The sequence below is a fragment of the Paenibacillus sp. VTT E-133280 genome, from assembly GCF_002264385.1.
Classification (GTDB): domain Bacteria; phylum Bacillota; class Bacilli; order Paenibacillales; family Paenibacillaceae; genus Paenibacillus_AQ; species Paenibacillus_AQ nitricinens.
Genome location: NZ_NFUX01000092.1, coordinates 1 through 21,796, shown reverse-complemented (window position 1 = coordinate 21,796; position 21,796 = coordinate 1). Strand labels below are relative to the sequence as shown.

27 protein-coding genes are annotated in these 21,796 nt (G+C 44.3%); 6 read left to right on the top strand and 21 right to left on the bottom strand.

The window, feature by feature from the left end; translation table 11 throughout:
• Positions 1-41: 41 nt before the first annotated feature.
• The 7 genes from fabG to CA600_RS27655 form a co-directional block, all read right to left on the bottom strand.
• Positions 42-791 carry a 3-oxoacyl-[acyl-carrier-protein] reductase gene (gene fabG / locus CA600_RS27685; protein WP_094874353.1) on the bottom strand — a complete coding sequence of 250 codons (750 nt, stop codon included), beginning with the start codon at positions 789-791 and terminating at the stop codon, positions 42-44.
• A gap of 52 nt (positions 792-843) precedes the next feature.
• Positions 844-1,767 (bottom strand): ACP S-malonyltransferase, encoded by a 924-nt coding sequence (fabD, locus tag CA600_RS27680; protein WP_094874352.1) that lies wholly within the window; start codon positions 1,765-1,767, stop codon positions 844-846.
• Between the two features lie 37 nt (positions 1,768-1,804).
• Entirely contained in the window at positions 1,805-2,794 is a 990-nt protein-coding gene (locus tag CA600_RS27675) for a beta-ketoacyl-ACP synthase III (RefSeq protein ID WP_139328492.1), read from the bottom strand.
• Positions 2,795-2,802: 8 nt separating this feature from the next.
• A complete protein-coding gene (plsX, locus tag CA600_RS27670) occupies positions 2,803-3,792 on the bottom strand; it encodes a phosphate acyltransferase PlsX (protein WP_042187701.1) in 990 nt (329 codons plus the stop codon).
• On the bottom strand, positions 3,776-4,372 hold the full coding sequence (gene fapR / locus CA600_RS27665) for a transcription factor FapR (protein ID WP_042127208.1): 597 nt from the start codon (positions 4,370-4,372) through the stop codon (positions 3,776-3,778). Before fapR ends, plsX begins: the two co-directional genes overlap by 17 nt.
• Before the next feature lie 423 nt (positions 4,373-4,795).
• A complete protein-coding gene (gene rpmF / locus CA600_RS27660) occupies positions 4,796-4,969 on the bottom strand; it encodes a 50S ribosomal protein L32 (protein ID WP_019911234.1) in 174 nt (57 codons plus the stop codon).
• 71 nt (positions 4,970-5,040) lie between these two features.
• Entirely contained in the window at positions 5,041-5,553 is a 513-nt protein-coding gene (locus CA600_RS27655; protein ID WP_042187699.1) for a YceD family protein, read from the bottom strand.
• A gap of 310 nt (positions 5,554-5,863) precedes the next feature.
• Here CA600_RS27655 and CA600_RS27650 point away from each other — a divergent pair, with 310 nt between their 5' ends.
• Positions 5,864-7,102 (top strand): nucleotidyltransferase, encoded by a 1,239-nt coding sequence (locus tag CA600_RS27650; RefSeq protein ID WP_094874351.1) that lies wholly within the window; start codon positions 5,864-5,866, stop codon positions 7,100-7,102.
• Here the strand turns inward: CA600_RS27650 and CA600_RS27645 are convergent.
• Entirely contained in the window at positions 7,092-8,129 is a 1,038-nt protein-coding gene (locus CA600_RS27645; protein WP_094874350.1) for a SepM family pheromone-processing serine protease, read from the bottom strand. The genes CA600_RS27650 and CA600_RS27645 overlap by 11 nt on opposite strands.
• A gap of 152 nt (positions 8,130-8,281) precedes the next feature.
• On the opposite strand from CA600_RS27645, the gene CA600_RS27640 reads away from it, so the two are divergent.
• On the top strand, positions 8,282-9,508 hold the full coding sequence (locus CA600_RS27640; RefSeq protein WP_094874349.1) for a nucleoside recognition domain-containing protein: 1,227 nt from the start codon (positions 8,282-8,284) through the stop codon (positions 9,506-9,508).
• Here CA600_RS27640 and coaD read toward each other — a convergent pair.
• The 8 genes from coaD to CA600_RS27600 form a co-directional block, all read right to left on the bottom strand.
• Positions 9,480-9,998, bottom strand: coding sequence for a pantetheine-phosphate adenylyltransferase (coaD, locus tag CA600_RS27635; RefSeq protein WP_094874348.1), 519 nt, complete (start codon positions 9,996-9,998; stop codon positions 9,480-9,482). The genes CA600_RS27640 and coaD overlap by 29 nt on opposite strands.
• Entirely contained in the window at positions 9,982-10,590 is a 609-nt protein-coding gene (gene rsmD / locus CA600_RS27630; RefSeq protein WP_094874347.1) for a 16S rRNA (guanine(966)-N(2))-methyltransferase RsmD, read from the bottom strand. Before rsmD ends, coaD begins: the two co-directional genes overlap by 17 nt.
• A gap of 697 nt (positions 10,591-11,287) precedes the next feature.
• Positions 11,288-11,746: a DUF6773 family protein gene (locus CA600_RS27625; protein ID WP_094874346.1), complete on the bottom strand. Its 459-nt coding sequence runs from the start codon at positions 11,744-11,746 to the stop codon at positions 11,288-11,290.
• Between the two features lie 705 nt (positions 11,747-12,451).
• On the bottom strand, positions 12,452-12,556 hold the full coding sequence (locus CA600_RS31970; protein ID WP_094874345.1) for a sporulation protein YjcZ: 105 nt from the start codon (positions 12,554-12,556) through the stop codon (positions 12,452-12,454).
• 119 nt (positions 12,557-12,675) lie between these two features.
• A complete protein-coding gene (locus tag CA600_RS27615; RefSeq protein ID WP_094874344.1) occupies positions 12,676-13,098 on the bottom strand; it encodes a hypothetical protein in 423 nt (140 codons plus the stop codon).
• A 111-nt stretch (positions 13,099-13,209) separates the two neighbouring features.
• Positions 13,210-13,494, bottom strand: a complete 285-nt coding sequence (locus CA600_RS27610) for a holin (RefSeq protein ID WP_094874343.1) — start codon at positions 13,492-13,494, stop codon at positions 13,210-13,212.
• Between the two features lie 20 nt (positions 13,495-13,514).
• Positions 13,515-14,324 (bottom strand): glycoside hydrolase family 73 protein, encoded by an 810-nt coding sequence (locus CA600_RS27605; RefSeq protein ID WP_094874342.1) that lies wholly within the window; start codon positions 14,322-14,324, stop codon positions 13,515-13,517.
• A gap of 579 nt (positions 14,325-14,903) precedes the next feature.
• Positions 14,904-15,512 carry a pentapeptide repeat-containing protein gene (locus CA600_RS27600; RefSeq protein ID WP_094874341.1) on the bottom strand — a complete coding sequence of 203 codons (609 nt, stop codon included), beginning with the start codon at positions 15,510-15,512 and terminating at the stop codon, positions 14,904-14,906.
• A gap of 123 nt (positions 15,513-15,635) precedes the next feature.
• Between CA600_RS27600 and CA600_RS27595 the strand changes: the two genes are divergently transcribed.
• A complete protein-coding gene (locus tag CA600_RS27595) occupies positions 15,636-16,016 on the top strand; it encodes a PilZ domain-containing protein (RefSeq protein WP_094874340.1) in 381 nt (126 codons plus the stop codon).
• 113 nt (positions 16,017-16,129) lie between these two features.
• On the opposite strand, the gene CA600_RS27590 is transcribed toward CA600_RS27595, so the two are convergent.
• Genes CA600_RS27590 through CA600_RS27570 form a run of 5 tightly spaced genes read right to left on the bottom strand, consistent with a single transcriptional unit; the run spans position 16,130 to position 19,637 of the window.
• Positions 16,130-16,858: a hypothetical protein gene (locus CA600_RS27590; protein ID WP_094874339.1), complete on the bottom strand. Its 729-nt coding sequence runs from the start codon at positions 16,856-16,858 to the stop codon at positions 16,130-16,132.
• Positions 16,852-17,553 (bottom strand): ABC transporter ATP-binding protein, encoded by a 702-nt coding sequence (locus tag CA600_RS27585; RefSeq protein ID WP_094874338.1) that lies wholly within the window; start codon positions 17,551-17,553, stop codon positions 16,852-16,854. The genes CA600_RS27590 and CA600_RS27585 overlap by 7 nt, the downstream gene beginning before the upstream one ends.
• A gap of 11 nt (positions 17,554-17,564) precedes the next feature.
• Positions 17,565-17,939, bottom strand: a complete 375-nt coding sequence (locus CA600_RS27580) for a GntR family transcriptional regulator (protein WP_094874337.1) — start codon at positions 17,937-17,939, stop codon at positions 17,565-17,567.
• A gap of 2 nt (positions 17,940-17,941) precedes the next feature.
• Positions 17,942-18,688, bottom strand: coding sequence for an ABC transporter permease (locus CA600_RS27575; protein ID WP_094874336.1), 747 nt, complete (start codon positions 18,686-18,688; stop codon positions 17,942-17,944).
• Complete coding sequence (locus tag CA600_RS27570; protein ID WP_094874335.1) at positions 18,681-19,637, bottom strand: ABC transporter ATP-binding protein; 957 nt, start codon at positions 19,635-19,637, stop codon at positions 18,681-18,683. The genes CA600_RS27575 and CA600_RS27570 overlap by 8 nt, the downstream gene beginning before the upstream one ends.
• A 199-nt stretch (positions 19,638-19,836) precedes the next feature.
• Between CA600_RS27570 and CA600_RS27565 the strand changes: the two genes are divergently transcribed.
• The 3 genes from CA600_RS27565 (at position 19,837) to CA600_RS27555 (ending at position 21,646) form a co-directional block, all read left to right on the top strand.
• Positions 19,837-20,208, top strand: coding sequence for a hypothetical protein (locus CA600_RS27565; RefSeq protein WP_094874334.1), 372 nt, complete (start codon positions 19,837-19,839; stop codon positions 20,206-20,208).
• A gap of 131 nt (positions 20,209-20,339) precedes the next feature.
• A complete protein-coding gene (locus CA600_RS27560) occupies positions 20,340-20,711 on the top strand; it encodes a hypothetical protein (protein WP_094874333.1) in 372 nt (123 codons plus the stop codon).
• A 98-nt stretch (positions 20,712-20,809) separates the two neighbouring features.
• Complete coding sequence (locus tag CA600_RS27555) at positions 20,810-21,646, top strand: sulfurtransferase (RefSeq protein ID WP_094874332.1); 837 nt, start codon at positions 20,810-20,812, stop codon at positions 21,644-21,646.
• The last annotated feature ends 150 nt before the right edge of the window (positions 21,647-21,796 follow it).

The following is a 21,796-nucleotide window of genomic DNA, read 5'->3' as shown; positions in this document are numbered from 1 at the left end:
ATAGTGTGAAACTTATACTTTCTTATATTTTCAAAGGAGAGTTACATATACATCCCGCCATCCACGTGTAGTGTCTGGCCGGTCATATAAGCGGCGCCTTCAGAAGCCAGGAAAACAACTGCCATAGCTATCTCTTCCGGACGCCCAAGGCGAGCTAGTGGAATGCCCTTCTCTAGCTCACTGCGAACTTCTTCAGAAAGCTCACGTGTCATATCTGTATCGATAAAACCAGGAGCGATACAGTTGACAGTGATGCCCCGCGAGGAGAGCTCACGAGCGGCTGCTTTCGTCAGGCCGATGACACCAGCCTTAGCTGCAGAGTAATTAGCCTGACCAGGGTTACCTGTCACGCCCACAACCGAGGAAATATTAATGATACGACCATAACGTTGTTTCATCATCGGACGTGTAGCTGACTTAAGGCAATTAAACACACCTTTCAGATTCGTCTCGATCACTTGATCGAACTCTTCCTCTTTCATGCGCATAATCAGATTATCCCTGGTAATGCCGGCATTATTGACAACAATGTCAATACGTCCCCAGGTATTAAGAACCTCTTTCACAAGGCTCTCGGCCTGTTCACTATTGCCGACATCTCCCCGGAGCGCAATCCCCTCCGAGCCAAGCTCGGAAATACGAGCCACTGTCTCGTGTGCCGCTGCTTCACTCCCTGCATAGTTCACAGCCACCTTTACGCCGTGTTCTGCAAGTGCAAGCGCGATACTACGACCAATGCCACGTGAGCCGCCAGTTACAAGGGCTGTCTGGCCCCGCAATGCTGAGAACATAGTTTAATCCCCTTTCAATCATGATACTGTTGTCAAAATGTTAAACCATCCCTTACAAAACAGTTTGAACACTTTCAAGTGTATTAATGTTGATTACTTTGACTGTTTTGTCTATTTTGCGGATTAAACCGGCCAGAACACTGCCCGAACCGATCTCAACAAAAGTATCCACACCATCCGCAATCAACCATTCAATACTGTCCTGCCAAAGCACAGGAGAATACACCTGACGAACAAGCAGTTCGCGAATTTCTTCGGGATCTGTTACCGGTGATGCTGTGACATTAACAATGACAGGTACATTTGGAGGGTTGAAGGTTACTTTCTTCAACTCTTCTGCCAAACGATCTGCAGCAGCTCTCATCATTGAAGAGTGAAAAGGTCCACTTACTTCTAGCGGAATTGCCCGCTTGCCACCAGCTTCTTTAACACGCTGCACAACACCATTAACACCTTCCTGAGATCCGGAAACAACGATCTGACCTGGACAGTTAACGTTAGCCAGTTCTACAACACCACTCTCTTCAGAGATAGTTTGGCATAATACTGCCAGCGCTTCACGTTCAGCACCAAGCACTGCCGCCATTGCACCTTGTCCTCCTGGAACAGCTTCTTCCATGAAGCGACCTCTCAAGCGCACAAGTGTTACAGCATCTTCATATGACAACACACCGGCAGCTACTAGTGCACTGTATTCACCAAGGCTATGACCAGCAACATAATCCGGCTTCATACCCTGCTCACGCAGAGCTTCAAGATAGGCTACGCTTGCTGTAAGAAGCGCTGGTTGCGTGTTTACTGTTTGCTTCAAGTCACTGTCCGGTCCTTCAAAAATCAGCTTGCTCAGTGGAAATCCGAGAACTTCATCCCCTTTCTCGAACACTGCACGGCTGTTTGGAAGAGCATCATAAACATCCTTGCCCATTCCAACTGCTTGCGCTCCCTGACCGGGAAAGACGAATGCAATTTTACTCATAAGTATGAACTCCTTCCCGTATAACGGTCTTAGCTTATTACCAGATCAATACAGATGCGCCCCAAGTCAAGCCGCCGCCGAATCCAACCATCAGGACGGTGTCGCCTTCTTTCATACGTCCTTCTTCCGCCGCTTCAACAAGAGCAAGTGGAATGGAGGCAGCCGAAGTATTGGCATATTTATCAACATTGATCACACATTTTTCTGGTGGCAAATCAAGACGCTGCATAGCGGATTGAATGATACGAATATTCGCTTGGTGAGGTACGAACAAATCAATATCTTCCTTACCCAGCCCAGCTTTAGTAAGCACACGTTCTGTAGCAGAGCCCATTACACGAACTGCAAATTTGAATACTTCACGGCCGTTCATATAAATGAAATGCTTCTTATCTTCAACGGTTTGCTGAGAGGCAGGTAAGCGCGAACCGCCGGCTTCTAGCTTAAGCAAGTTCCCTCCAGAGCCTTCAGCACCCAGATCAAAGGATTGGAAACCACGACCTTCTGGAACCTCACCAATGATAACTGCACCTGCTCCATCACCAAACAAGACACAAGTATTGCGATCCGTATAATCTGTGATGCGGGATAAAGTATCCGCACCTATAATAAGTGCATTGTTGTACATTCCGTTCTGAATAAAGCCAACCGCAGTAGCTAAGCTGTATACAAAACCAGAGCAGGCTGCTGACAAGTCAAAAGCCGCGGCGCCTTTAGCACCCAGCTTATCCTGCAAAATGCAGGCTGTAGAAGGGAAAGCACTATCAGGTGTTACTGTTGCAATAATAATAAGATCCAAATCTTCGGCTTTCATACCAGCGGAATCAAGTGCCTTGAGTGCTGCTTCATACGCTAGATCAGAAGTTGCCTCGTGAGGTGCAGCAATATGTCTTTCACGGATGCCTGTCCGACTGACGATCCACTCATCGTTAGTCTCCACTATTTTTTCCAGATCGCTATTTGTCAATATTTTCTCAGGTACATATTTCCCAGTTCCTATAATCCCAACCGGTCGCAACTGTCTCATGTCGTCACTCACTTCCCGCTAATTTCCTTGGATATACTTGGCACAAGATCGGCTTGTAGAGCAATCCGCGCTTGTCTTACCGCATTCTTAACTGCATTTCCGTCAGAAGATCCGTGCCCCTTAACTACCAATCCGCTAAGACCGAGTAGCGGTGCACCACCGTGCTCTTTGTAATCCATTTTACCCTTCAGAGCTCTAAGCTCCGGCATCAGCATTGCCGCGCCAAGCTTAGTCTTCAGAGAACGACTAAATTGCTCCTTGAGCAAAGAGAACAAAGCACCCGCCGTACCCTCAAGAGACTTTAGCAAAATATTACCGGCAAATCCATCGCACACAAGCACATCGCAATTCCCTGTCAGTACGTCACGTGCCTCAACATTACCGATAAAATGAATGCCTGGCAAGTTCTCAAGCAGCGGATAAGCTTCTTTCGTCAGTTCGTTACCCTTTCCAGGCTCCGTCCCTACATTCAGAAGTCCCACACGCGGCTTAGCAATACCATGAACCTTGCTCCGGTAAATGCTGCCCATCAGCGCATATTGTACCAGATGCTCAGGCTTCGCATCCATATTAGCCCCAAGATCAAGAGCCAGTACGCCAACATCGTCAAGCGTCGGAATCATAGGCGCCAGTGCAGGACGTTCAATCCCCTGCATCCGGCCAACTACGAGAAGTCCTGTGGTCATTAGCGCACCCGTGTTACCCGACGAAATCATAGCATCCGCTTCACCTTCACGCACCATTCGTCCAGCTACAACCATGGATGAGTCTTTTTTACGACGAACGGCCTTAACTGGCTCTTCATCAGAACCAATAACGTCTCCTGCATGACGTATTGTCAGATTAGACGGCTTGTCTTTGAGTAGTGGCTCTAATCTGGCTTCGTCACCAACGAGCACAATCTGCGTATCTTTCCATTCCGCGGCCGCGGACAACGCCCCCTCGACATTACATTCAGGAGCGTTGTCCCCGCCCATGGCATCAATGGCGATCAGCACTATGGTTACCCCCTTCACTGTGTTCATCATTTGCAGACCGATACACTATAAAATGGCCCTGAAACACTAGTTCTTCTCCGACATAGGTGAATACGTCCACCTCTGCTTTGCCACCCCTACCGGCAAGTGACCGCACCTGTGCTTTGGCAATACACTTCTCACCTAGCTGAACTGTGCGTACAAAACGTATATCGGCTGAAGCGGTCAGAGCAATCTCATCGTTGATTACGGCAACCGCAAGCGAGTTCGCTTGAGCAAACACATAGTGACCACGAGCGATCCCATTTCTAGAGAACACATGGTCTTCGCGAATCTCAAATATCGAAATCCCACTCTTGTCCAGTTGTAAATCCACAATGTCTCCGATGACTTCATCCGCAGGCAAAGAGCGCACCTGATCATAGGAGTGCTCTGCCATTTGCTTCATTCGTTCACGCAGTTCCGGTATCCCCAGTTCCATTCGGTCTAACCGAATCGTCTGAATGCTAACTTTTAGCTGACGAGTCAATTCCCGATCCGTTACAAAAGGATTACCTGCAATTATATGTAGCAGCTGTTGCTGACGTTCTTTCTTGGACATCCGCTCGATTGCGGCTCACCTCCTGGCACGTGCCAAGCATAAACGCCTTCGGCATCCTTATGGACGATAAGCGTTTAAGCGAGAAATATAAGACATCAAGTATAGGTGCATAACTTATACTTTCTTATATTTTAAAGAAAGCATTCGGCCGCTTGAATGGCCGCTGTTATATTAGGTCAAATAATCACAATCATTATTTAGAACCAGGTACTAATATGTAGTATAAAGCATGCCGCACCAAAAATAAAGCATTGACTTCTGGGCGGCTTATGTTTGAATAAGCACAAACGCCTTCGGCATCCCTAATAGACGGTAAGCGTTTGTGTGAAAATATAAGGATAATGTATAGCTTGAAACTTATATATTCTTATATTTCAAAAAAAATAGTACCTCACCGATAGTGAAGTACTACTTATTCCAAAACTATTGTTTGATGATTTCTCTTGCTTTGTAAGTTCCGCAAACTTTACATACGTGGTGAGCCAATTTCAACTCTCCGCATTGTTCGCATTTCACCATGCCCGGCACAACCAACTTAAAGTGGGTGCGACGTTTGTCACGGCGTGTCTTAGACGTTCTACGTTGTGGTACTGCCATGTATTCCACCTCCTTGTGATATTTCTGTCAGCCTGCTCCTCTAGAAGCAGAATGTGTTTTGTTGTAATGTTTCATTTGAAAAAGTCTTTCAACCCAGCGAGTCGAGGATCGATCACTGTGTTGTCGCAACTGCAGGTGCCTTCGTTCAAGTTCTGTCCGCATTTCTGACAAAGACCAAGACAGTCTGCCTTGCACAATACCGAATCCGGTAAGTGCAGTACGAAATTTTCTTCCACATAAGGAATAAGATCCACAACCTCATCCTTGACGTAAATGAGTTCCTCATCTTCGTCATCATCTGGAAGAACTGGCTGCTTAAGCCACTTGAAAGTCTCAGCAAAAGGAATGTTCAAATCACTTTTGACCTCCGTGAGACAACGTGAACATAACATGTCCACATCTCCACTCAGTTTCCCCACCACGTTCACACAATCGGTTCCCGCGGGCAGCGCTTTAAGGTCCACTGAGAGCGGAGCAACAGCTAGAATATCCTTGCGCCCTTTGACTACCTCGCTGACATCCACAACATCGTGAATATGTAACGGTTCGTCGGCATTCGCTAATTTGCGAAAGTGAATCTGCATAACTTATCACTCCCAAACAAACAAAATTTATTATACCTAGTATTATATACCTTTGTCAACCATTTTCCCTTTATATTGTTTCAGAAATTGGAGAGAATTATGATATAACTATTAGTGTAAATCAAAATGACAGCTTATGCGAACAGAGTTCCTAAAATTTATTCTTACTAATCTCTACAAGCATAAACGATTTTGACATCTTCATAAGGTTGATAAGCGTTTAAGCGTGAAATAAAAGACATAAAGGTTAGGTGCATAACTTATACCTTCTTATATTTTAAAAATGGTTACCTGCGGGAGGAAAGCAGTAATGACAACGGTTGGAATAATAGCAGAATACAATCCATTACATAACGGACATGTCCATCACTTTACCGAAGCCAAAAGACTATCAGGCGCTGATCGCGCCATCGTCGTCATGAGTGGCCCCTTTACTCAGCGCGGCGAGCCGGCGGCGGTAAGCAAGCAAGCCCGGACAGAGATGGCGCTACGAATGGGCGCCGACCTCGTCATTGAGCTGCCGGTCGCCTATGCTGTACAGCCGGCAGAATGGTTCGCCTTCGGAGCAGTTGCACTGCTGGAAGCGACCGGAGTCGTGGACAGCTTGTGCTTCGGCTCCGAAGCCGGCACTTTGGGTTCGCTGCTTCCTCTGGCCAAGTATTTGGCAGAGGAAAGCAGCGAACTTCAGAGCGAGATCCGCCGCCGTATGGCGCTCGGAGCGAGCTTCCCCGCCGCGTACAGCGCAGCGGCGGCGGTGGCCTTTGAAGGGACTCTCCATGAAGAGGAGAGTCCTCGCGATGCCGGCAAGCTGCTGCGCCAGCCGAATAACAGCCTTGGCTTGCATTATCTCATCGCCTTGCAGCGGCTAAATAGCAAGATCGAGCCGCTAACCGTTCCGCGAACGGCAGCCGGATTCCATGATCCTTTGCAAGTTGGCTCATCGATCGCAAGCGCCACTGCTATTCGCAAGCTGCTGCAAGAAGGCGGCTCTCCAGCAGCATACATGCCGGAATATAGCGTGTCCATATTAGAAAGAGAGCATGCAGCAGGTAGAGGTCCTCTGGAATTGGAGCATTTCCGAGGTCCCCTCCGTCACCTGCTCTCTACACGTACCGCTGCCGAGCTACGAACCATCCATGACATGAATGAAGGCTTGGAGAATAGAATCCTACGTCTTGTGCCCGATCTTGAGCAATTCTCTATCTCAGGTTTGCTTCAAGCCCTTAAGAGCAAGCGTTATACGCATACACGACTGCAACGTCTTCTGCTACACATTTTGCTAAATCATACAAAGGAAGAAATGACCCCTTCTGTACTGGCAGAGGGGCCCGGATATATTCGAATCCTTGGTTTTAGAGAAAGTGGACGAGCTCTACTTAAAGAGATGAAACAAAAAGCAACCTTACCCATCGTCATGCGGCCGTCACTGTGCTCCCATCCACAACTTGAGCGAGACCTTCAAGCCGCATCTGCTTTCGCAGGAGCTTTTCGAGAACCTCACAGAACCGATATGTATCGCGATTATTTGGAACCTCCGGTCATGGTTTGACCGGTAGTTCCTCCATATACTTCAGTGCTTCATCCAGTGTCGATACGGGTACCAACTTCATCAATGTGCCGATTTTATCAGCTTTCGTTTTGGCTTCGTCGTAATTCTTAACAGGAACGAAAAAAATCTCCGCCCCTTCTCGATCTGCAGCAACAATCTTATGCTTCACTCCACCGATAGCCCCTACCACACCCTCAGCGTCGATCGTGCCCGTTCCTGCAACCCTATGACCTTTGGTTAAATCACCAGGCGTAAGCCGGTTGTAAATCTCCATAGTGAACATCAGACCTGCAGAAGGACCGCCAACATTCGTATCCACAAAGCTGACCGCTTTGCCTTGCTCTTTAGGTTTTACCTTTTGAACTGCGGCTATAGTGACACCAAAACCAGGTCGAACTGCAGTACCTTCTTTATCTTTGATCTCGACTAGTGTCACTTGCTCCTTTACTTCCTTACCGTTTCTTTGTAAAACAACAGCGACCTGATCACCGATTTTTTGGGTTGAAAGCAAAGCAGAAAGTGCTTCTGGATCCGGTACCTTCTGTCCTTCAACACTAATGATTCTGTCACCCGGCTGGAATTGCCCTTTATTACTGGCAACGGGAACTGAAAAAACATACAAATAATCCACAACATCCTCATACGGAATCCCTGCAGCATGATAGGCCGCCTGAACGGAGTAAGATTGCGAGCTGTTCATATAAAAAACCTGCTCCGCAGCATACTCATCTTCAGACTTATCTCCTAATCGTGTTTCTTTCCGGACAACCTCTGAATTGGAGTTAAATACAGAGGCGACCAGCAACGCCACATTAGCGTAACTAGCAGATACTGTAGTCATCATGAAGGTTCCTTCTTCAGCTGGATCAGCATTCTCCACTTTAATCATAGGGGCAACTTCAGATGCACTACCCGGTTGATATACAATGTACGGGGTGTTCATAAAAACAAATACATACACGATAACTACTAACGTAAAGAGATAAGCTGTGGCACGGAATCCCGGCCGATGCTTCAACTGCTTCACTACTCTTCCCTTCTTTCCCACGGCACATTTAGGATATGAATGTTTGAACTTCATTACCGCTTCGACTAGTGGTTTGGCATGATGGTTGTCTACTCTGCATAAATTGATAACACATCCGCTATGCCTTAAGTTATGAAGAGGTGATTCTAGAAATGAACAATATTAAAATACGCCGGCTAGCTAGTCGCTCCACACCTTTTTTATCCGGGGTAATCGCAATCCTGTTAGCCATTGCCATCATCATCTCACCAGAAAGCTCTTTCGAGGCTTCTCTCCAAGGGTTAAAGCTCTGGTGGACACTTGTATTCCCTGCACTTCTACCCTTCCTGATGCTGTCTGAGATGCTAACCGCTTCGGGCTTTGTGCATGGTTTCGGAGTGCTCCTGGAACCCTTGATGAAAAAGGTCTTTCGACTGCCTGGCGCGAGCGGTTGGACTTTGGCGCTTGGAATCACCACCGGATTCCCAGGCGGGGCCGGAGGTGTCATGCAGCTTCATAAGCAGGGCAGCATTTCGGACAAGGAAGCTGCTCGTCTCGCCTCACTTACGCATTTCGCCAGTCCAGTAACCTTGCTCATTGTGATTGGTGTAGCTTTCCTACATAGTCCTACAGCAGGTTACTTTCTGCTTGCTATCCATTGGGTTTCAGGACTTCTGGCCAGTTATACAGACGCTCTGTTAAATGGCCGGCTAGACAATCCGCAGCCTACTGTAAAGGAAAGCATGAATACTAAACGACCTTCTTTATATAGTCGTGTCCAACTTGCAGCCACCGAAGCCCGATCAAGAGATGGCCGAAGCTTCGGTAGACTTCTTGGGGAGTCAGTAGCTACAGCGGTGCAAAATTTGATGGTTGTGGGCGGTTACATGATTATGTTCGCCGTGGTCATCAATATCATTACTACGGCACTTCCTGCTCTGCCAGCCGCTCTGCCAGCAAGCTTGCTCGAGATTCATTTAGGAGCAGACGCTATAAGCAAAGGACTTTCGTGCATCGGAGCCGGCTCTTCAGGAGTACTAGCCTTGGCCTTACTCTCTGCTGCACTAGGCTGGAGCGGGCTCTGCGCACAGCTACAGGTGCTGACGTTGCTTAAACAAGCAAATGTCCGATTCCTGCCCTATGCTGTCGTTCGCCTGATGCATGGCGTTTATGCTTTTTTATTAACACTGCTATTATGGAAACCACTTTTGGTAATAAGTGAAGCTGCTTTGCCTGCGCTCGCGGATTCACAATCCATACCAAACAGAACCATTAATGTAACTGCCATATGGAGCTCTTTTCCACAGTTGCTTAGTTTGCAATCTCTTCTACTTATCATCTTATTGGCATTATCCGCAGTGATATATCTTGTTAGTGCTTTTCGTCATCGACTCGATTAAATTTAAGCTTCATCGCCTGTTCCACCTCAGGTGTCACGAAGTCGGACACATTCCCACCAAAATGGGCAATTTCTTTTACAACGCTGGAGCTTAAATAGGAATATTTCGGATTAGTCATCATAAAGATCGTTTCCGCATCCGGATCCAGACTATGGTTGATGGATGCATTTTGAAGTTCATATTCAAAGTCAGTTACGGTACGAATACCACGTACTATGACTTGAGCATCTTTTTGACGAACATAATTGACTAGCAGATCCCGAAAGCTGTCGATTTCCACATTGGGAATATCAGCTGTTGCCTGTCTTAAAAGCTCTGTCCGCTCTTCTACTGTAAATAGCGGGTTCTTACTCAAATTATTAAGCACCGTTACGATCAAACGGTCGAATTGCTTGGATGCGCGCCGAATAATATCCATATGTCCCATAGTCACTGGATCAAAGGTGCCTGGATAGATGGCGACACGTTCTTTTCTAATTTGCTGACTCATTCTCTACCTCCTCACCAGTCTCACTTTCCACTGAAGGATTAGCTTCATACTGATAAATAGAAATTGTCGTTTCTCCGTATACGGCCTGACGCAACCTATAAAATCCCGGGATATCCTCAGGATAGGCATAACTTGATTCATGCTCCAGAACAATGATTGCGTCCTCTTCCAGCATTCCTTTTTCTACCATAGACAGCATCAGCTCATCTCCGTGCTTCAATCGGTACGGAGGATCTAGAAAGACTAAATCAAAAACACGTCCCCGCTTCTCCAATGCACTGAGCGCTCTTCCTGCTTCATTTCGGTACACTTGCGCACTTGCTTCAAGATTAGTCGCTTTCAAATTGGCACGAATTGTGTCAATACTCTTAGGATCCATATCTACAAATACGGCGCTTTCCATCCCTCTGCTTAAAGCTTCGATACCCAAACCACCCGTACCTGCGAACAAGTCCAGCACCGCTCCACCTTCAAAATATGGACCGATCATACTGAATACAGCTTCCTTCACCTTATCGGTTGTAGGTCTTGTTCCGCTTCCCGGTACACTTTTTAGTGGTCTTCCTTTTGCACTTCCCGATACCACTCTCACCGTCAATCACCCGCTCTATGTCTCTGTTTGTTATACCCAAAAGGGCATAAGTCCACGCCTATCGTAACACATTTGCGCGATGAAATAAAAAATTTGTCTAGATATGAAAAATGGAAATATCAAGACTATTCCGATAAATAAGCCTTCCTTATGTATAAGACTGGGCTTCCAGGGACATCATGTAATTATCGACACCACAAATGTCGTAGACAACCGCGGAGCAGGCTTACGTTTCCCCATAAGCTCTTCGTCCGGTTTCTCCTCTCCCATGAAAGGGGCCCTAGAGATAGGGCCCCGAATTTATGTTTAAAGAATTTATATAATCGCGAAACTATTTCTGGTTGTTTCTACTCTTGCCTATCTTAAGTTGGAGATCAATGGCTTATTTTTGTAGATGTCTCGTAATGAATAATCCTAATAAATGGATCAGTATTCCAACAGAAAACACAATTAGAGCTGTGGGAATACCTCCTAATCTAAGAGGAATTATCAAAACAGATAATCCTATCGTAATTCGACCTAGTAGATGAATGTATTTGAGCATTTTAAATTCAAGCCTCCTATACTTTACACCAACCGAGTGAGCTAGCCAGTAGTTATATGTTGATCATCTACTATCCAAGCAATAGTTTAAAATAGAACGAACTTTTAAAAACAGACTAAGAAAGAACATCGTGCTCTAAGACCTTTTATGTCATCAGCATTCCATATCTTCATCACTACTTATTTCATCATCAATTTTCCTCTGTCTTTTTTTGTTTATATTCCGTAATACAAGATGTGTAAGAAAATGAATAATCGTGACAGCAACAAAGATTAAAGTCATATTCCACACTTTTCTTTCTCCCGCCAAAATTATTAGAAGCGAAACACAAATCCCGCCGGAAATAATACTGTTAGTGAGCAGCTTTTTGTTGGTTTGATTTGGGGGATCCCAAATATAAACACCCACTGACAAGTTTCGTATCGTTATATATATTCCACTACCAATCAAACAGAAAAACTCGACTGCAAATTGCGCAAACGGAGCATTCATTATGAATTGTTGAATCAGTACTGAAATCATCAAACAATATACTAATATTTGATAAGCATCACTTTGAGTCATTCTTCTTTGCGATACAATTCGTTCATCATTAATTTTACTTTTTTTCATTATTATCCCTCCCACATCCCCAATTATAATATATTTATTACATAATGCAATTTATATGTTGCATTTATTTGTGAATAAAAAGCAAACTCACACTATAAGTTTGCTAAAGGGTAAGTCAAACACAAAAGGACTGCCCTTTCGGCCGGCAGCCCTTAAATAGACACTCACTTCACGAATTTCCCAATAAGCTCTGGAACTACGCTCTCATATTGAACCGGATCCATGCGGAAAGCTTCCCATGACCGTAGCTCCCCCATGGACACACCATGAAGAATCACTTATGTGTTCTGGCCATTCGCTTCCAAGACGCGCTGAACCCCCTTCAAATAACCCTTGCACTCCAGCCAACCCAACCCGAATATAATTACCACTGCTATCACCATGTCCTCTAGCATCAGGCAGCAATATCTTATATTCTAGTCTTACGTATTACATTCTGGCATATCCGCTCATTTGAGTCGCATTTCCAGCATAACCATGCGCAATAATTACCGTCTTATCGGTGTGCTCAGGAGCTGCTATGTAGTACCTTCAGTATCTTTAGATTGTTCCACTTCCAGACTTGATTGAGGCACGTGCAATAGCGACATGATGGAAATAAAAGCTTCCAGCTGTTACGACAATGACTAATAGCACAATCAACATAACACGATAAAAAAAAGCCCACTTCCAGCACTAATGCTAGAAGCAGACTATTTCATATCTCTAGAATATACATGCGCTCGTAATAATTACTAACAAGATGAACAACACTAAGATTGCGCCTGTATTAGTAAAAGCGCCACCAACCCCACCAAATTCTGCACCCATGAGAAGACCTCCTCCGTATTTTAGAATACACCACAGGATATGTATTAATCCTCCAAGAAGATTGGGCGAACGGTTAAAAATAAAACCCCGCAAACTGCGCGAGGTTAGTGTAAAGATGTCTAATCAGAAACTAATATACCGTCAAAGCTTTCCGGACCCACACGAACTGTGCCGAGAAGATTAGATGAAACAAATGCTGTATAAGTGAGTTGAGGTGTAATTGCAGGTAAGAAATCGTCTGCTGAAAAGGTTATGACTTGCGGAGCCAATATACTTAGACCAAAAGTTGAAGTAGCAGAATATATAAGCGGATCGGTTGGTAAAGTTCCCCTTACAATAGTAATTGTGATTCCAACTAAAGCTAAAGGAAGAGTTACAGAGATCGTTCCTTTAAGCAGCACACGCGGATTTGTAGTCACCCCAGCAGTTATCAGCCCAATCTGCCCAAAAAGCTGTGGTGTATTAAGAACAGTTATAGGAATAGCTATAGAGTTGGCGAGACTGGCATTTTGCGACGTTCTTCCATCAAGATAAGTTCCCATCGTTGCACCCCCTTTATGATTGACATATGATAATATATTAGGGTTCTCGATAGATTGCATAGTCACAATACCTGTATAAAACGATTGTTTTATAAAACAGATAGGCCGAGTCTATTTATCATCTGCTTTGGTTCCATCCCTTTTGTTAAAAGCAAGCTCAAATAAACCCGTCGCCGAAAGTCCTGCTAGCCCTCCAGCCCATAGCCGCAGGATCAGATTCATATCAGTGAACGGATAGGCCACTGCTCCAACCAGCAAGCCAATAGCTAATCCAACTACCGGTACAATATTCCGCGGAAGTTGCACGCTATTCTTCACAAGTTGTACAAGTGCCATTACAAAAACAGCCAGCACGGAAGCAAAGGCAAGCACACTGTTGAGAGCATCATTATACATGGTGTTTAATCCTCCTTATTTCATTTTCCACTACCAGGAGCAAGTAAGCCTGCACGGTTCAGCACGGTTATTATGCGATAGAAGTCATAACTGCCACCTGACGGTGTATCCAGCAGCCCTGCAGCACTCGCTGCTTTTACTGCCGCTTCAGCCCAAGGGGGTACATTCATCACTGCTCGGCCTTCGATTAAAGTCACACGATCCGAAAGCTTAGTAATCGACTGACCTTGTTCCTGCATACCTGTTTTTAGCGTATCCTTGCTATCCGTAAGGCTCACAATAAGAGCACGCAATTCCTTTATTTCCGTTTCCAGACTAACCAGCCTTTGTTTATCCTCTGCCGACATTTCGTCATCACCTTCCTTGGCTTCATCATCATATTTATACAGATTGTAGGTATTCATGATTTGGATTAGCTTTGCTGCATAGTTTGGGTCGGTAGCATAACCAGCGGCAGCAATCTCTTGTGCGGCTACCTTCCCACTAGCACCAAGCACCTTGCTGTAAAGATTGCGATTCCACGAAACCCCATTCACAATCAACGCGGAATGATCCGCAACAGATTCTCCCCAGTTGTTATAGGCCCGAAAAAGAGCTTCTACTTTAACAGCTTTACCATTAACATATTCAGTAGTTTGCACAGTAATACTACCGGCTGGTCCGCTGCCTTTAATCCCAAACAAATTGTTGGCCTTAACAGTCAATCCGCTGCTGCCAAAGCCCGATTCCAGCGCCGCTTGAGCTATCGTTAGCGATGCCGGAACCTTGCTGATCTGCATGTCCTTCACAGCAAAATTTGCGATTTTCGCAATAAACTCGGTCTCCGTCATTTCATCACTTCCTCTCCTTTTATTAAATGCTGAGCATAATGAAATGCTTGTGCATATCCCTACTAATAGAGCGTCTTTGCTAGATTCCAATCAAAAAAAACGTCAAAAAACGCGCCCAAAGAGCGCGTGTGAATATTTTACAATTCGAATGTGAAATAAGTAACGGAAAAGAAATAAATGAAGCATGCAACCCACATAGGGCTATTGGTCCTGCTCACATGAGCATTTTTCTTCTCGTAGATTCATAATATGTAATTATAAGTAAAATTGTCTTGAAGTTTCTTTAAAACTAGCGTAACATATAGTATTAATTGACTATATAGGAGGGTCTAATAGACTATGCCTTCATATTACTTTAGAGAACTATGGACACCCTTACGCTGGGTAGGCATTAAATTTTTCCGTGATGACGAAGGTTTTCTTTGGATTAAATGGTGGGCCAAACCCAGAAAAAGACTGCGTTAACCGTTAAGCAAGCAAATATACATAAGAAGTTTCATACCATGTACATATGTATTTCTTGATAACAATCTAAAGGGGCATCAACCGCTACAACATTAGCAGCTGATGCCCCTATTCCTAGTTACCTACCTTAGCCCCAAAAGAGCGTGCTAACAGTACAGCCTGATCTATATCCATACGAACTCCCCGTAGATCCAAACTCTTTAAATCAATGCCCTCAACCATAGCATCCCGAAGGTCAGCCCCCTTAAGCTTGCATTGAGACAATTGTACACGGCTGAGATCAGCCCCTCGAAGATCACTTTTTTGCAAATCACAACCCATTAGATCCGCTTCTATAAATCGAATTCCACGCAGATCCTGTCTACTAAGATTGGTATGTCTTAGGTTCGTGTAGGACCAGTCCCCACCGATAAGTGTGATCCCGTCTAAATAAGCATTTGAGAAATCAGAACCTACCATTTTACAATCTTCAAATTTCGATACGAACAGATTCGCACCTGTGAACTTACAGTTAGTAAAAGCCGAGCCTTTATGATGTGATGCATTGAGCATGGCTCCAGTAAAATCGCAATCTATAAATCGGCAGCCGATGGAAGTCATCTCTTCCATAGAGCTGCCTTTGAAGGAACACTGCTCAAATGTACAGTTATTTAGTTCCCCATCCTGCAGGCTTCCTTGGTCAAAATTGTGTTTTTGGAACGTTTCATTCAGGTATTGGTACATATTGAGTCTCATCACCTTCATTAGTATTAAATAAATTTATTCTTATTAAAAATAGCACTTTAGTAGATTGTTCTCAACAATCCCTTTCGATATAATAGCAAATAAACGATAGGGAGGTAAATTATGGATGTGTCCAGCAGGAAAGAACCATTCCGTTATGTAATGAACCAGCCGCTTGAATGCTGGATTGAAGTTCCTATGAGTAGCAGCGGCCCGGGTGCCGGTAAGTTAACAGAAGCTGTGTTGCTCGATCTTAGCCGATCTGGCTGCAAAGTGCGCACCCCCCTGAATCTTCGATTCACGGCGGGCGATACAAAGCTAGTGATTCATCTTCAATTAAACGAAGAAAAGCTTCAACTCGTGGGCAGCGTCCGTTGGGGCTGGATGTTTGGACTCGGCCAATACCAATATGGCGTTAAACTTAAATTGAACGAGGACGAAGAGGAACTGCTACATAGAGAACTCGATATATGGACAGCCTCTCTAAATGTAGAGGGCCTGTAGAATTCTACATAACAGATGCCCTTCTCATAGAAAGGCGTCTTTTTTTTTGCATAAAAACGAAGACAAAGCTAATCGCTCTGCCTCCGTTCTAAAAAACGTTATTTCACCGTGGCCTAAGACTCCACTCTTTTTTTAACGAGCTTAACCATAGCAAATACTAGTATCGCAATAATCACAGCTTCGAACAGGGTAGGAAGTAAGCCAAGAACATACTGAGAGGTCTCAATATTATTTAATTTAGCGGCCTCATCCGTCACTTCAAATCGAAAAGTTCTTTCCAAAGTGATATTTTCATGATTGAACATCAATGTTTCTAATAAAGAAATTATATACTGTATTACAAAAAAAACGGCTATCCCAATCCATACTCTTCCTTTCACTCTCACACTCATTGCAACGGTCATGGAGAACATCAATAGCAACATAGAGTAGGCGGAAGCCCAAAAGACTATTAGCATTGTATATGCGGAAATCAGCCAAAATTTTTCCGGTAAAAACGAGGTTGAAAACATCATAATATCTACTGCTAAATGAATATAAGCGACTAGAAATAAAGCGAGTAACGACCCTAAAAACAGCATTAACGGTGAGAGAACGGTATACAGGACTGGTACTGGCACAAGCCTCCGATTGAATAATCTCAGGTTCTGACCGAAGGTGCGCAGACTAAAAAAGAGAAGCACTACACCTGCTACGGCATAGGAAGTGATGTTCATCATGAACATGTCTTGATCAGAATGAACAGTAAATCCTATCACAAACTGCACAAGAATGGTGATTACAAAAACAGCAAGAAACTTATCCCTATCCCGTCTAAAATCATACTTCACTAGCTTTAGCATTCTGCGTACACCTCTCTGAACAGTTCGTCTATGCTTTTACCTTGGCGCAGCCGGATATCCTCTACCGCCGTATGCATCACAATTTCTCCCTCTTTTATAAAAATCACATCATCAAAGATCCGCTCGATATCCGATACTAAATGAGTAGAAAGGAGAATGGTACTGTCCTCTTCATAAAACTCTACTAACGCGTTAAGAATTTTAGTTCTAGCTACTGGATCAACACCACCGATGGGCTCATCCAGTAAATACAGACTAGCTCGGCGTGATAAAGCAAGTGTAAGCTGTAGACGTTCATTCATCCCTTTGGACAAATCCTTCACCTTATCTTGAGCTCTTAGCTTCATAAACTCCAACATGCGAGAAGCCTTAGTCTGATCAAAATCCGGATAGAAATCACTTTGGAACTTTAGAGCATCCTTAACATTCATCCAGGATTCTGTAAGCGGCTTATCGGGCATAAATGACACTACTGCTTGACTATCTATGCCTACAGCCCCTCCAATAATGGATACACGACCGGAAGTAGGCTGTGTCAGCCCGGCGATGATTTTCATAAGTGTACTTTTACCGCTGCCGTTACTGCCCAGCAGTCCCGTGATCTTACCCGCATTCAGATTAAAGGATACTCCGCGGAGGGCGTGCTTTGATCTATATTTTTTTACAACGTCATGAACCTCAAGTATATTTTCCAACCTGCTCCCCCCTATTCTCCATCCTTGTTTCGGATACTCTCTGCTACTGCCGCTAAAATATCTTCACCTTGAAAACCAAGGTCCTGCATGCCGCGAATGAAACGATCTAGTACATCCTTTGCCATTTCTTTTTTGATGGTCAAAATCGTACCTTCATTACTAGTGACGTATCTTCCCATTCCACGCCGGGTCTCCACGATTTCTTCACGCTCCAGTTCCTGAAAGGTTCTTTGTACTGTATTCGGATTAATCTGCAGGTCACTGGCAAGCTCTCGTACCGAGAGAATTTTATCTCCTGGTTTTAACTTACCTGTGACGATTTCTCCTTTAATGTAATTCATGATCTGAATATAAATCGGCAGGTTGTTATCGAATTCGATTGTCATGATTAAGCAACATCCCTTCGTCTAAAGACGGAGAAGCCTATGAGTAGAAAGACAGCTGTGTATAAAACTAGCATTGCTATGGAAAAGGTCAGCGTCATTCCAGGCATAGGTGCTCCTCCACCTTCATAAGCAGCTAAATTTAGGTTGGGGAATAATACATATTTATAAAATTCACGAAAAATAACCAATTTGTCTATCATCAGCATAAACATTGTAGCACCAATTGTAACACCCGTAGATGTTGTCAAAATCCCGATCATAAAAGCTAGTGTTGTATATACAACTGTACTAACTGAGTTATACATTAAACTGGTTAACATCTCACGGATACCAGCCTCACCACCACTCAAGCCAAACCATAAAGCTCCTGATGCAAAAACCGCCAACATGCCGACAACTGCCACTGAGAACGCGTAAATCAACACTACAGCATATTTGGACGCAAGTATTGCTGTACGACTTCTCGCACGGATTAGAAGGAATTTGATGGTGCCCTGACTATATTCTTTTGAGACAATACCCGCTGTTCCGATGATTGCGAGAATGGTAATCACTTGCCCAATTCCTTGGGAAAGCAGCATCATTGCTGAAAAATCATAAGCTGATCCAAACAGATCAGGTGAGACAGAATGAACAATGTAACCTAACAGCAGGGATAACAGAATTAATATCAGATAAGGCACAAAAAACGTGCGTTTCTTCGAGAGCTTGAGCCATTCATTAACCACCAAATTATTAAAACTACGCAATGCGGTTCCCTCCTGTCCATTTCAAGAAATCTTCTTCTAAGCTTTGTTTATTCTCTGTAATCCGGAAAATACCTACCCCTTTATCACTAAAAGCAGACACTAGCTCTGGCACTCTACTGTCATGCAGACTTACTGTCACCTCAGAACGAGTACTGTCCATAGTTAATAGTTCTGCGTATTCTAACCTCCCCAAGAGGATTATTGCGGATTCAACTGAGGCTACGCGAATCGTTAGCTTCACTTCTGCAGCTGTCTCCTGCTCCCCACCAATCGCTGTAACGGTCACCAATTTGCCGTTCTGAATCACGATGGCACGATGGCATATTTGTTCGATTTCAGTCAGCAGGTGGCTGGAGATTAGAATGGAAATCCCTTCAACATCTGCGATTCTACGCATATAATCACGCATTTCTCGTATTCCTGCTGGATCAAGACCATTCGTAGGTTCATCTAGAATCAATAATTTTGGTCGGTTCAGTAATGCCTGAGCAATCCCAAGACGTTGACGCATACCCAGCGAATAGGCCTTCACTTTCTTATTCATTGCTTCCTGAAGTCCTACCAATTCTACAACCTCATCAATTCTGCCAGCTTCAATATTATCTGTCATTCTCTGGTATTGCTTTAGATTATCAAGCCCTGTCATATACGGATAGAACTCTGGATTCTCAATAATTGCTCCAATATGTCCAATAGCTTTATTAAAATCATTCTTAACACTGTGACCTTGAACGATCACATCGCCTTCACTCATCCGTATAAGACCCGTCATCATCCGGATCGTTGTTGTCTTCCCCGCACCATTGGGTCCCAATAGCCCAACAATTTCTCCCTTACGGATATCAAATGTCAGCTTATCCACAATGGATTTCCCTTTAATGATCTTGCTTACCCCATTCATTTGCAGCACGATTGAATCTTGCATGCGTTCGTTACTTCCCTGCTTCATGGTAATCCTCCCTGCCATCTTTTTTATTATTGATGAATTCATTTTAATGTGTCGGTGTTATAGTTGAATAGTACACTAATATATTATTGATGTAAAGCCCGAAATTATGGATTACGCAAAATAAGGGCTTTCTATTAGACAATCTGCCAAACCAAAAATTGAAATGAACATAGATTAGATAACAAAGGAGGAATGACAAATGAAAAAAGAAGTTCATGTATCCCAGACTTACCCACGTTTGACCGTTTACGATGAAGAAAACTTTAGGGGTAGCAGTAGAATCTATACCGGCAACCTTGGCATTCGTAATACGGACAACATTCTAGATGGTATTGAGAGTCTTCGATTCTTCTCTACTAGCAGCAATGCAACATTGGTATTGTTCACCAGAACCCGGTTTAGAGGGAACTTCCGTGTACTTCGTGGAAACCACAGCATCCGTGATTTGGACGATTTCATTTCCGGTAATGATGTGGAATCCATTATTTCAACGAATCAAAGATTAACTCTCGAACAGATTCGCAATATCCGCAGCAGCGGCACTTTGCCTGCAGGATATCGCTTGATCTAACATTTTCATTCAACAAAAAAGGAGCAATCTGGAGCTACTGCCCAGGTTACTCCTTTTTCCTAAGTTATCTTCTGAGGTCAAATAGTCAGGAGATTTACCTGCTAAGTCAATCCAACAAGGAGAGATAAAATATGGTAACCATAAAAGCAGCGTCCGTAATCTATCCCAGATTAAGAGTATATAGTGAGGAGAACTTTCGTGGACTCCGCAAAACCTATCGCGGCAACCTAGGCATTGCAGATATTGATGCAATCCTTACTGGAATAGAAAGCTTACGCTTTTTCTCCACGAATCCGAACGCTACGCTTGTGCTGTTCGATCGTTCTCGCTTCCGTGACAATTTCGTAATTCTGCGTGGTAACCGCAGCATTCGTGAACTGGATGACTTTCTCCGTAGAGGAGATGTCGAATCGCTCATTTCAAGCAATCAGCGGCTGACTCCAGCGCAGGTTCGCACCATACAGCGCACTGGTAGCTTGCCTTCAGGATATCGTTTAATTTAATCACTTAAGGACGTAGTTAAGCGATAAGCTTAAGGTGCGTCCTCATTTATTTTCCGCTATAATGACTCCATACATATTAATAGAAAGAAGGTATCTTTATGGAACCAATCGTTTCTCCCCGATGGCTGCTTGCTCGGTTATACGAACCTGAACTGGTTATAGTCGATTGCCGTTTTCTACTCACGGATCCGGAAGCTGGGCGTAAAGCCTATACAGAAGATCATATTCCCGGTGCAATCTATTTGCATCTAGAAGAACAACTCTCCGCTCCAGTAAGCGAACACGGTGGACGCCATCCACTGCCCGGGGTCTCCAAGCTTATCACCGTTCTTAGCAAGGTTGGCATTAACAGAGATAGTATTGTTGTAGCTTATGATGATCAAGGTGGTGCCTACGCTTCCCGTCTGTGGTGGATGCTTAAATACTTGGGGCATGAGCGTGTGTTTGTAATGGATGAAGGCTACTCTGCTTGGAAAAATGGTAAGTTCCCCGTTAGTGATCATCAAGCGGTACGTATTCCGAGTCAATATGAAGCTGATGTTCAGAAGAAGATGCTTGTTAGCATGGAAGATGTGCAAAATGTGGTTAACGACGGTGGCGCGCTTTTGATTGATTCCCGCGAGTCCCGTCGTTATGAAGGGCTGGAAGAACCAATTGATCCGAAGGCAGGGCATATTCCTGGGGCGATCAATAAGTTCTGGAAAGAAGTGTTGGATGAGCAAGGGCGCTGGAAATCCACGGAGGTGCTGAAAGAGCATTATGAGGGCATCGATCCTGAGCAAGAGATTATCGTCTACTGCGGTTCAGGCGTAAGCGCCTGCCCGAATGTGCTCGCGTTTGGAAAAGCTGGGTATAGGAATGTGAAGTTGTATGCGGGGAGCTGGAGCGATTGGATTTCTTATGAGGAGAATCCGGTGGTTACAGGAGAAGAATAGAATAAAGAACCCGCGGCGCGGGTTCTTATGATTCCCTGGAAATCAGAGGCCTCATTTACCATACTGGAAAAATATCGTATTCGGTTTTTCGCGTATATTTGGCTCGTTTATGGTACCGACGGCACATTGTGATCGATTTTTCGCATACAT

Coding starts and splice junctions, on each gene's coding strand:
- CA600_RS27560 (WP_094874333.1), top strand. CDS start 20,340: ATGGTAACCATAAAAGCAGCGTCCGTAATCTATCCCAGATTAAGAGTA.
- CA600_RS27555 (WP_094874332.1), top strand. CDS start 20,810: ATGGAACCAATCGTTTCTCCCCGATGGCTGCTTGCTCGGTTATACGAA.
- CA600_RS31970 (WP_094874345.1), bottom strand. CDS start 12,556: ATGGGTGCAGAATTTGGTGGGGTTGGTGGCGCTTTTACTAATACAGGC.
- fabD (WP_094874352.1), bottom strand. CDS start 1,767: ATGAGTAAAATTGCATTCGTCTTTCCCGGTCAGGGAGCGCAAGCAGTT.
- CA600_RS27625 (WP_094874346.1), bottom strand. CDS start 11,746: ATGAAAAAAAGTAAAATTAATGATGAACGAATTGTATCGCAAAGAAGA.
- CA600_RS27570 (WP_094874335.1), bottom strand. CDS start 19,637: ATGAAGCAGGGAAGTAACGAACGCATGCAAGATTCAATCGTGCTGCAA.
- rpmF (WP_019911234.1), bottom strand. CDS start 4,969: ATGGCAGTACCACAACGTAGAACGTCTAAGACACGCCGTGACAAACGT.
- CA600_RS27675 (WP_139328492.1), bottom strand. CDS start 2,794: ATGAGACAGTTGCGACCGGTTGGGATTATAGGAACTGGGAAATATGTA.
- CA600_RS27650 (WP_094874351.1), top strand. CDS start 5,864: ATGACAACGGTTGGAATAATAGCAGAATACAATCCATTACATAACGGA.
- CA600_RS27590 (WP_094874339.1), bottom strand. CDS start 16,858: ATGCTAAAGCTAGTGAAGTATGATTTTAGACGGGATAGGGATAAGTTT.
- CA600_RS27640 (WP_094874349.1), top strand. CDS start 8,282: ATGAACAATATTAAAATACGCCGGCTAGCTAGTCGCTCCACACCTTTT.
- fabG (WP_094874353.1), bottom strand. CDS start 791: ATGTTCTCAGCATTGCGGGGCCAGACAGCCCTTGTAACTGGCGGCTCA.
- fapR (WP_042127208.1), bottom strand. CDS start 4,372: ATGTCCAAGAAAGAACGTCAGCAACAGCTGCTACATATAATTGCAGGT.
- CA600_RS27605 (WP_094874342.1), bottom strand. CDS start 14,324: ATGACGGAGACCGAGTTTATTGCGAAAATCGCAAATTTTGCTGTGAAG.
- CA600_RS27615 (WP_094874344.1), bottom strand. CDS start 13,098: ATGGGAACTTATCTTGATGGAAGAACGTCGCAAAATGCCAGTCTCGCC.
- coaD (WP_094874348.1), bottom strand. CDS start 9,998: ATGAGTCAGCAAATTAGAAAAGAACGTGTCGCCATCTATCCAGGCACC.
- CA600_RS27655 (WP_042187699.1), bottom strand. CDS start 5,553: ATGCAGATTCACTTTCGCAAATTAGCGAATGCCGACGAACCGTTACAT.
- CA600_RS27580 (WP_094874337.1), bottom strand. CDS start 17,939: ATGACAATCGAATTCGATAACAACCTGCCGATTTATATTCAGATCATG.
- CA600_RS27565 (WP_094874334.1), top strand. CDS start 19,837: ATGAAAAAAGAAGTTCATGTATCCCAGACTTACCCACGTTTGACCGTT.
- CA600_RS27600 (WP_094874341.1), bottom strand. CDS start 15,512: ATGTACCAATACCTGAATGAAACGTTCCAAAAACACAATTTTGACCAA.
- CA600_RS27610 (WP_094874343.1), bottom strand. CDS start 13,494: ATGTATAATGATGCTCTCAACAGTGTGCTTGCCTTTGCTTCCGTGCTG.
- CA600_RS27595 (WP_094874340.1), top strand. CDS start 15,636: ATGGATGTGTCCAGCAGGAAAGAACCATTCCGTTATGTAATGAACCAG.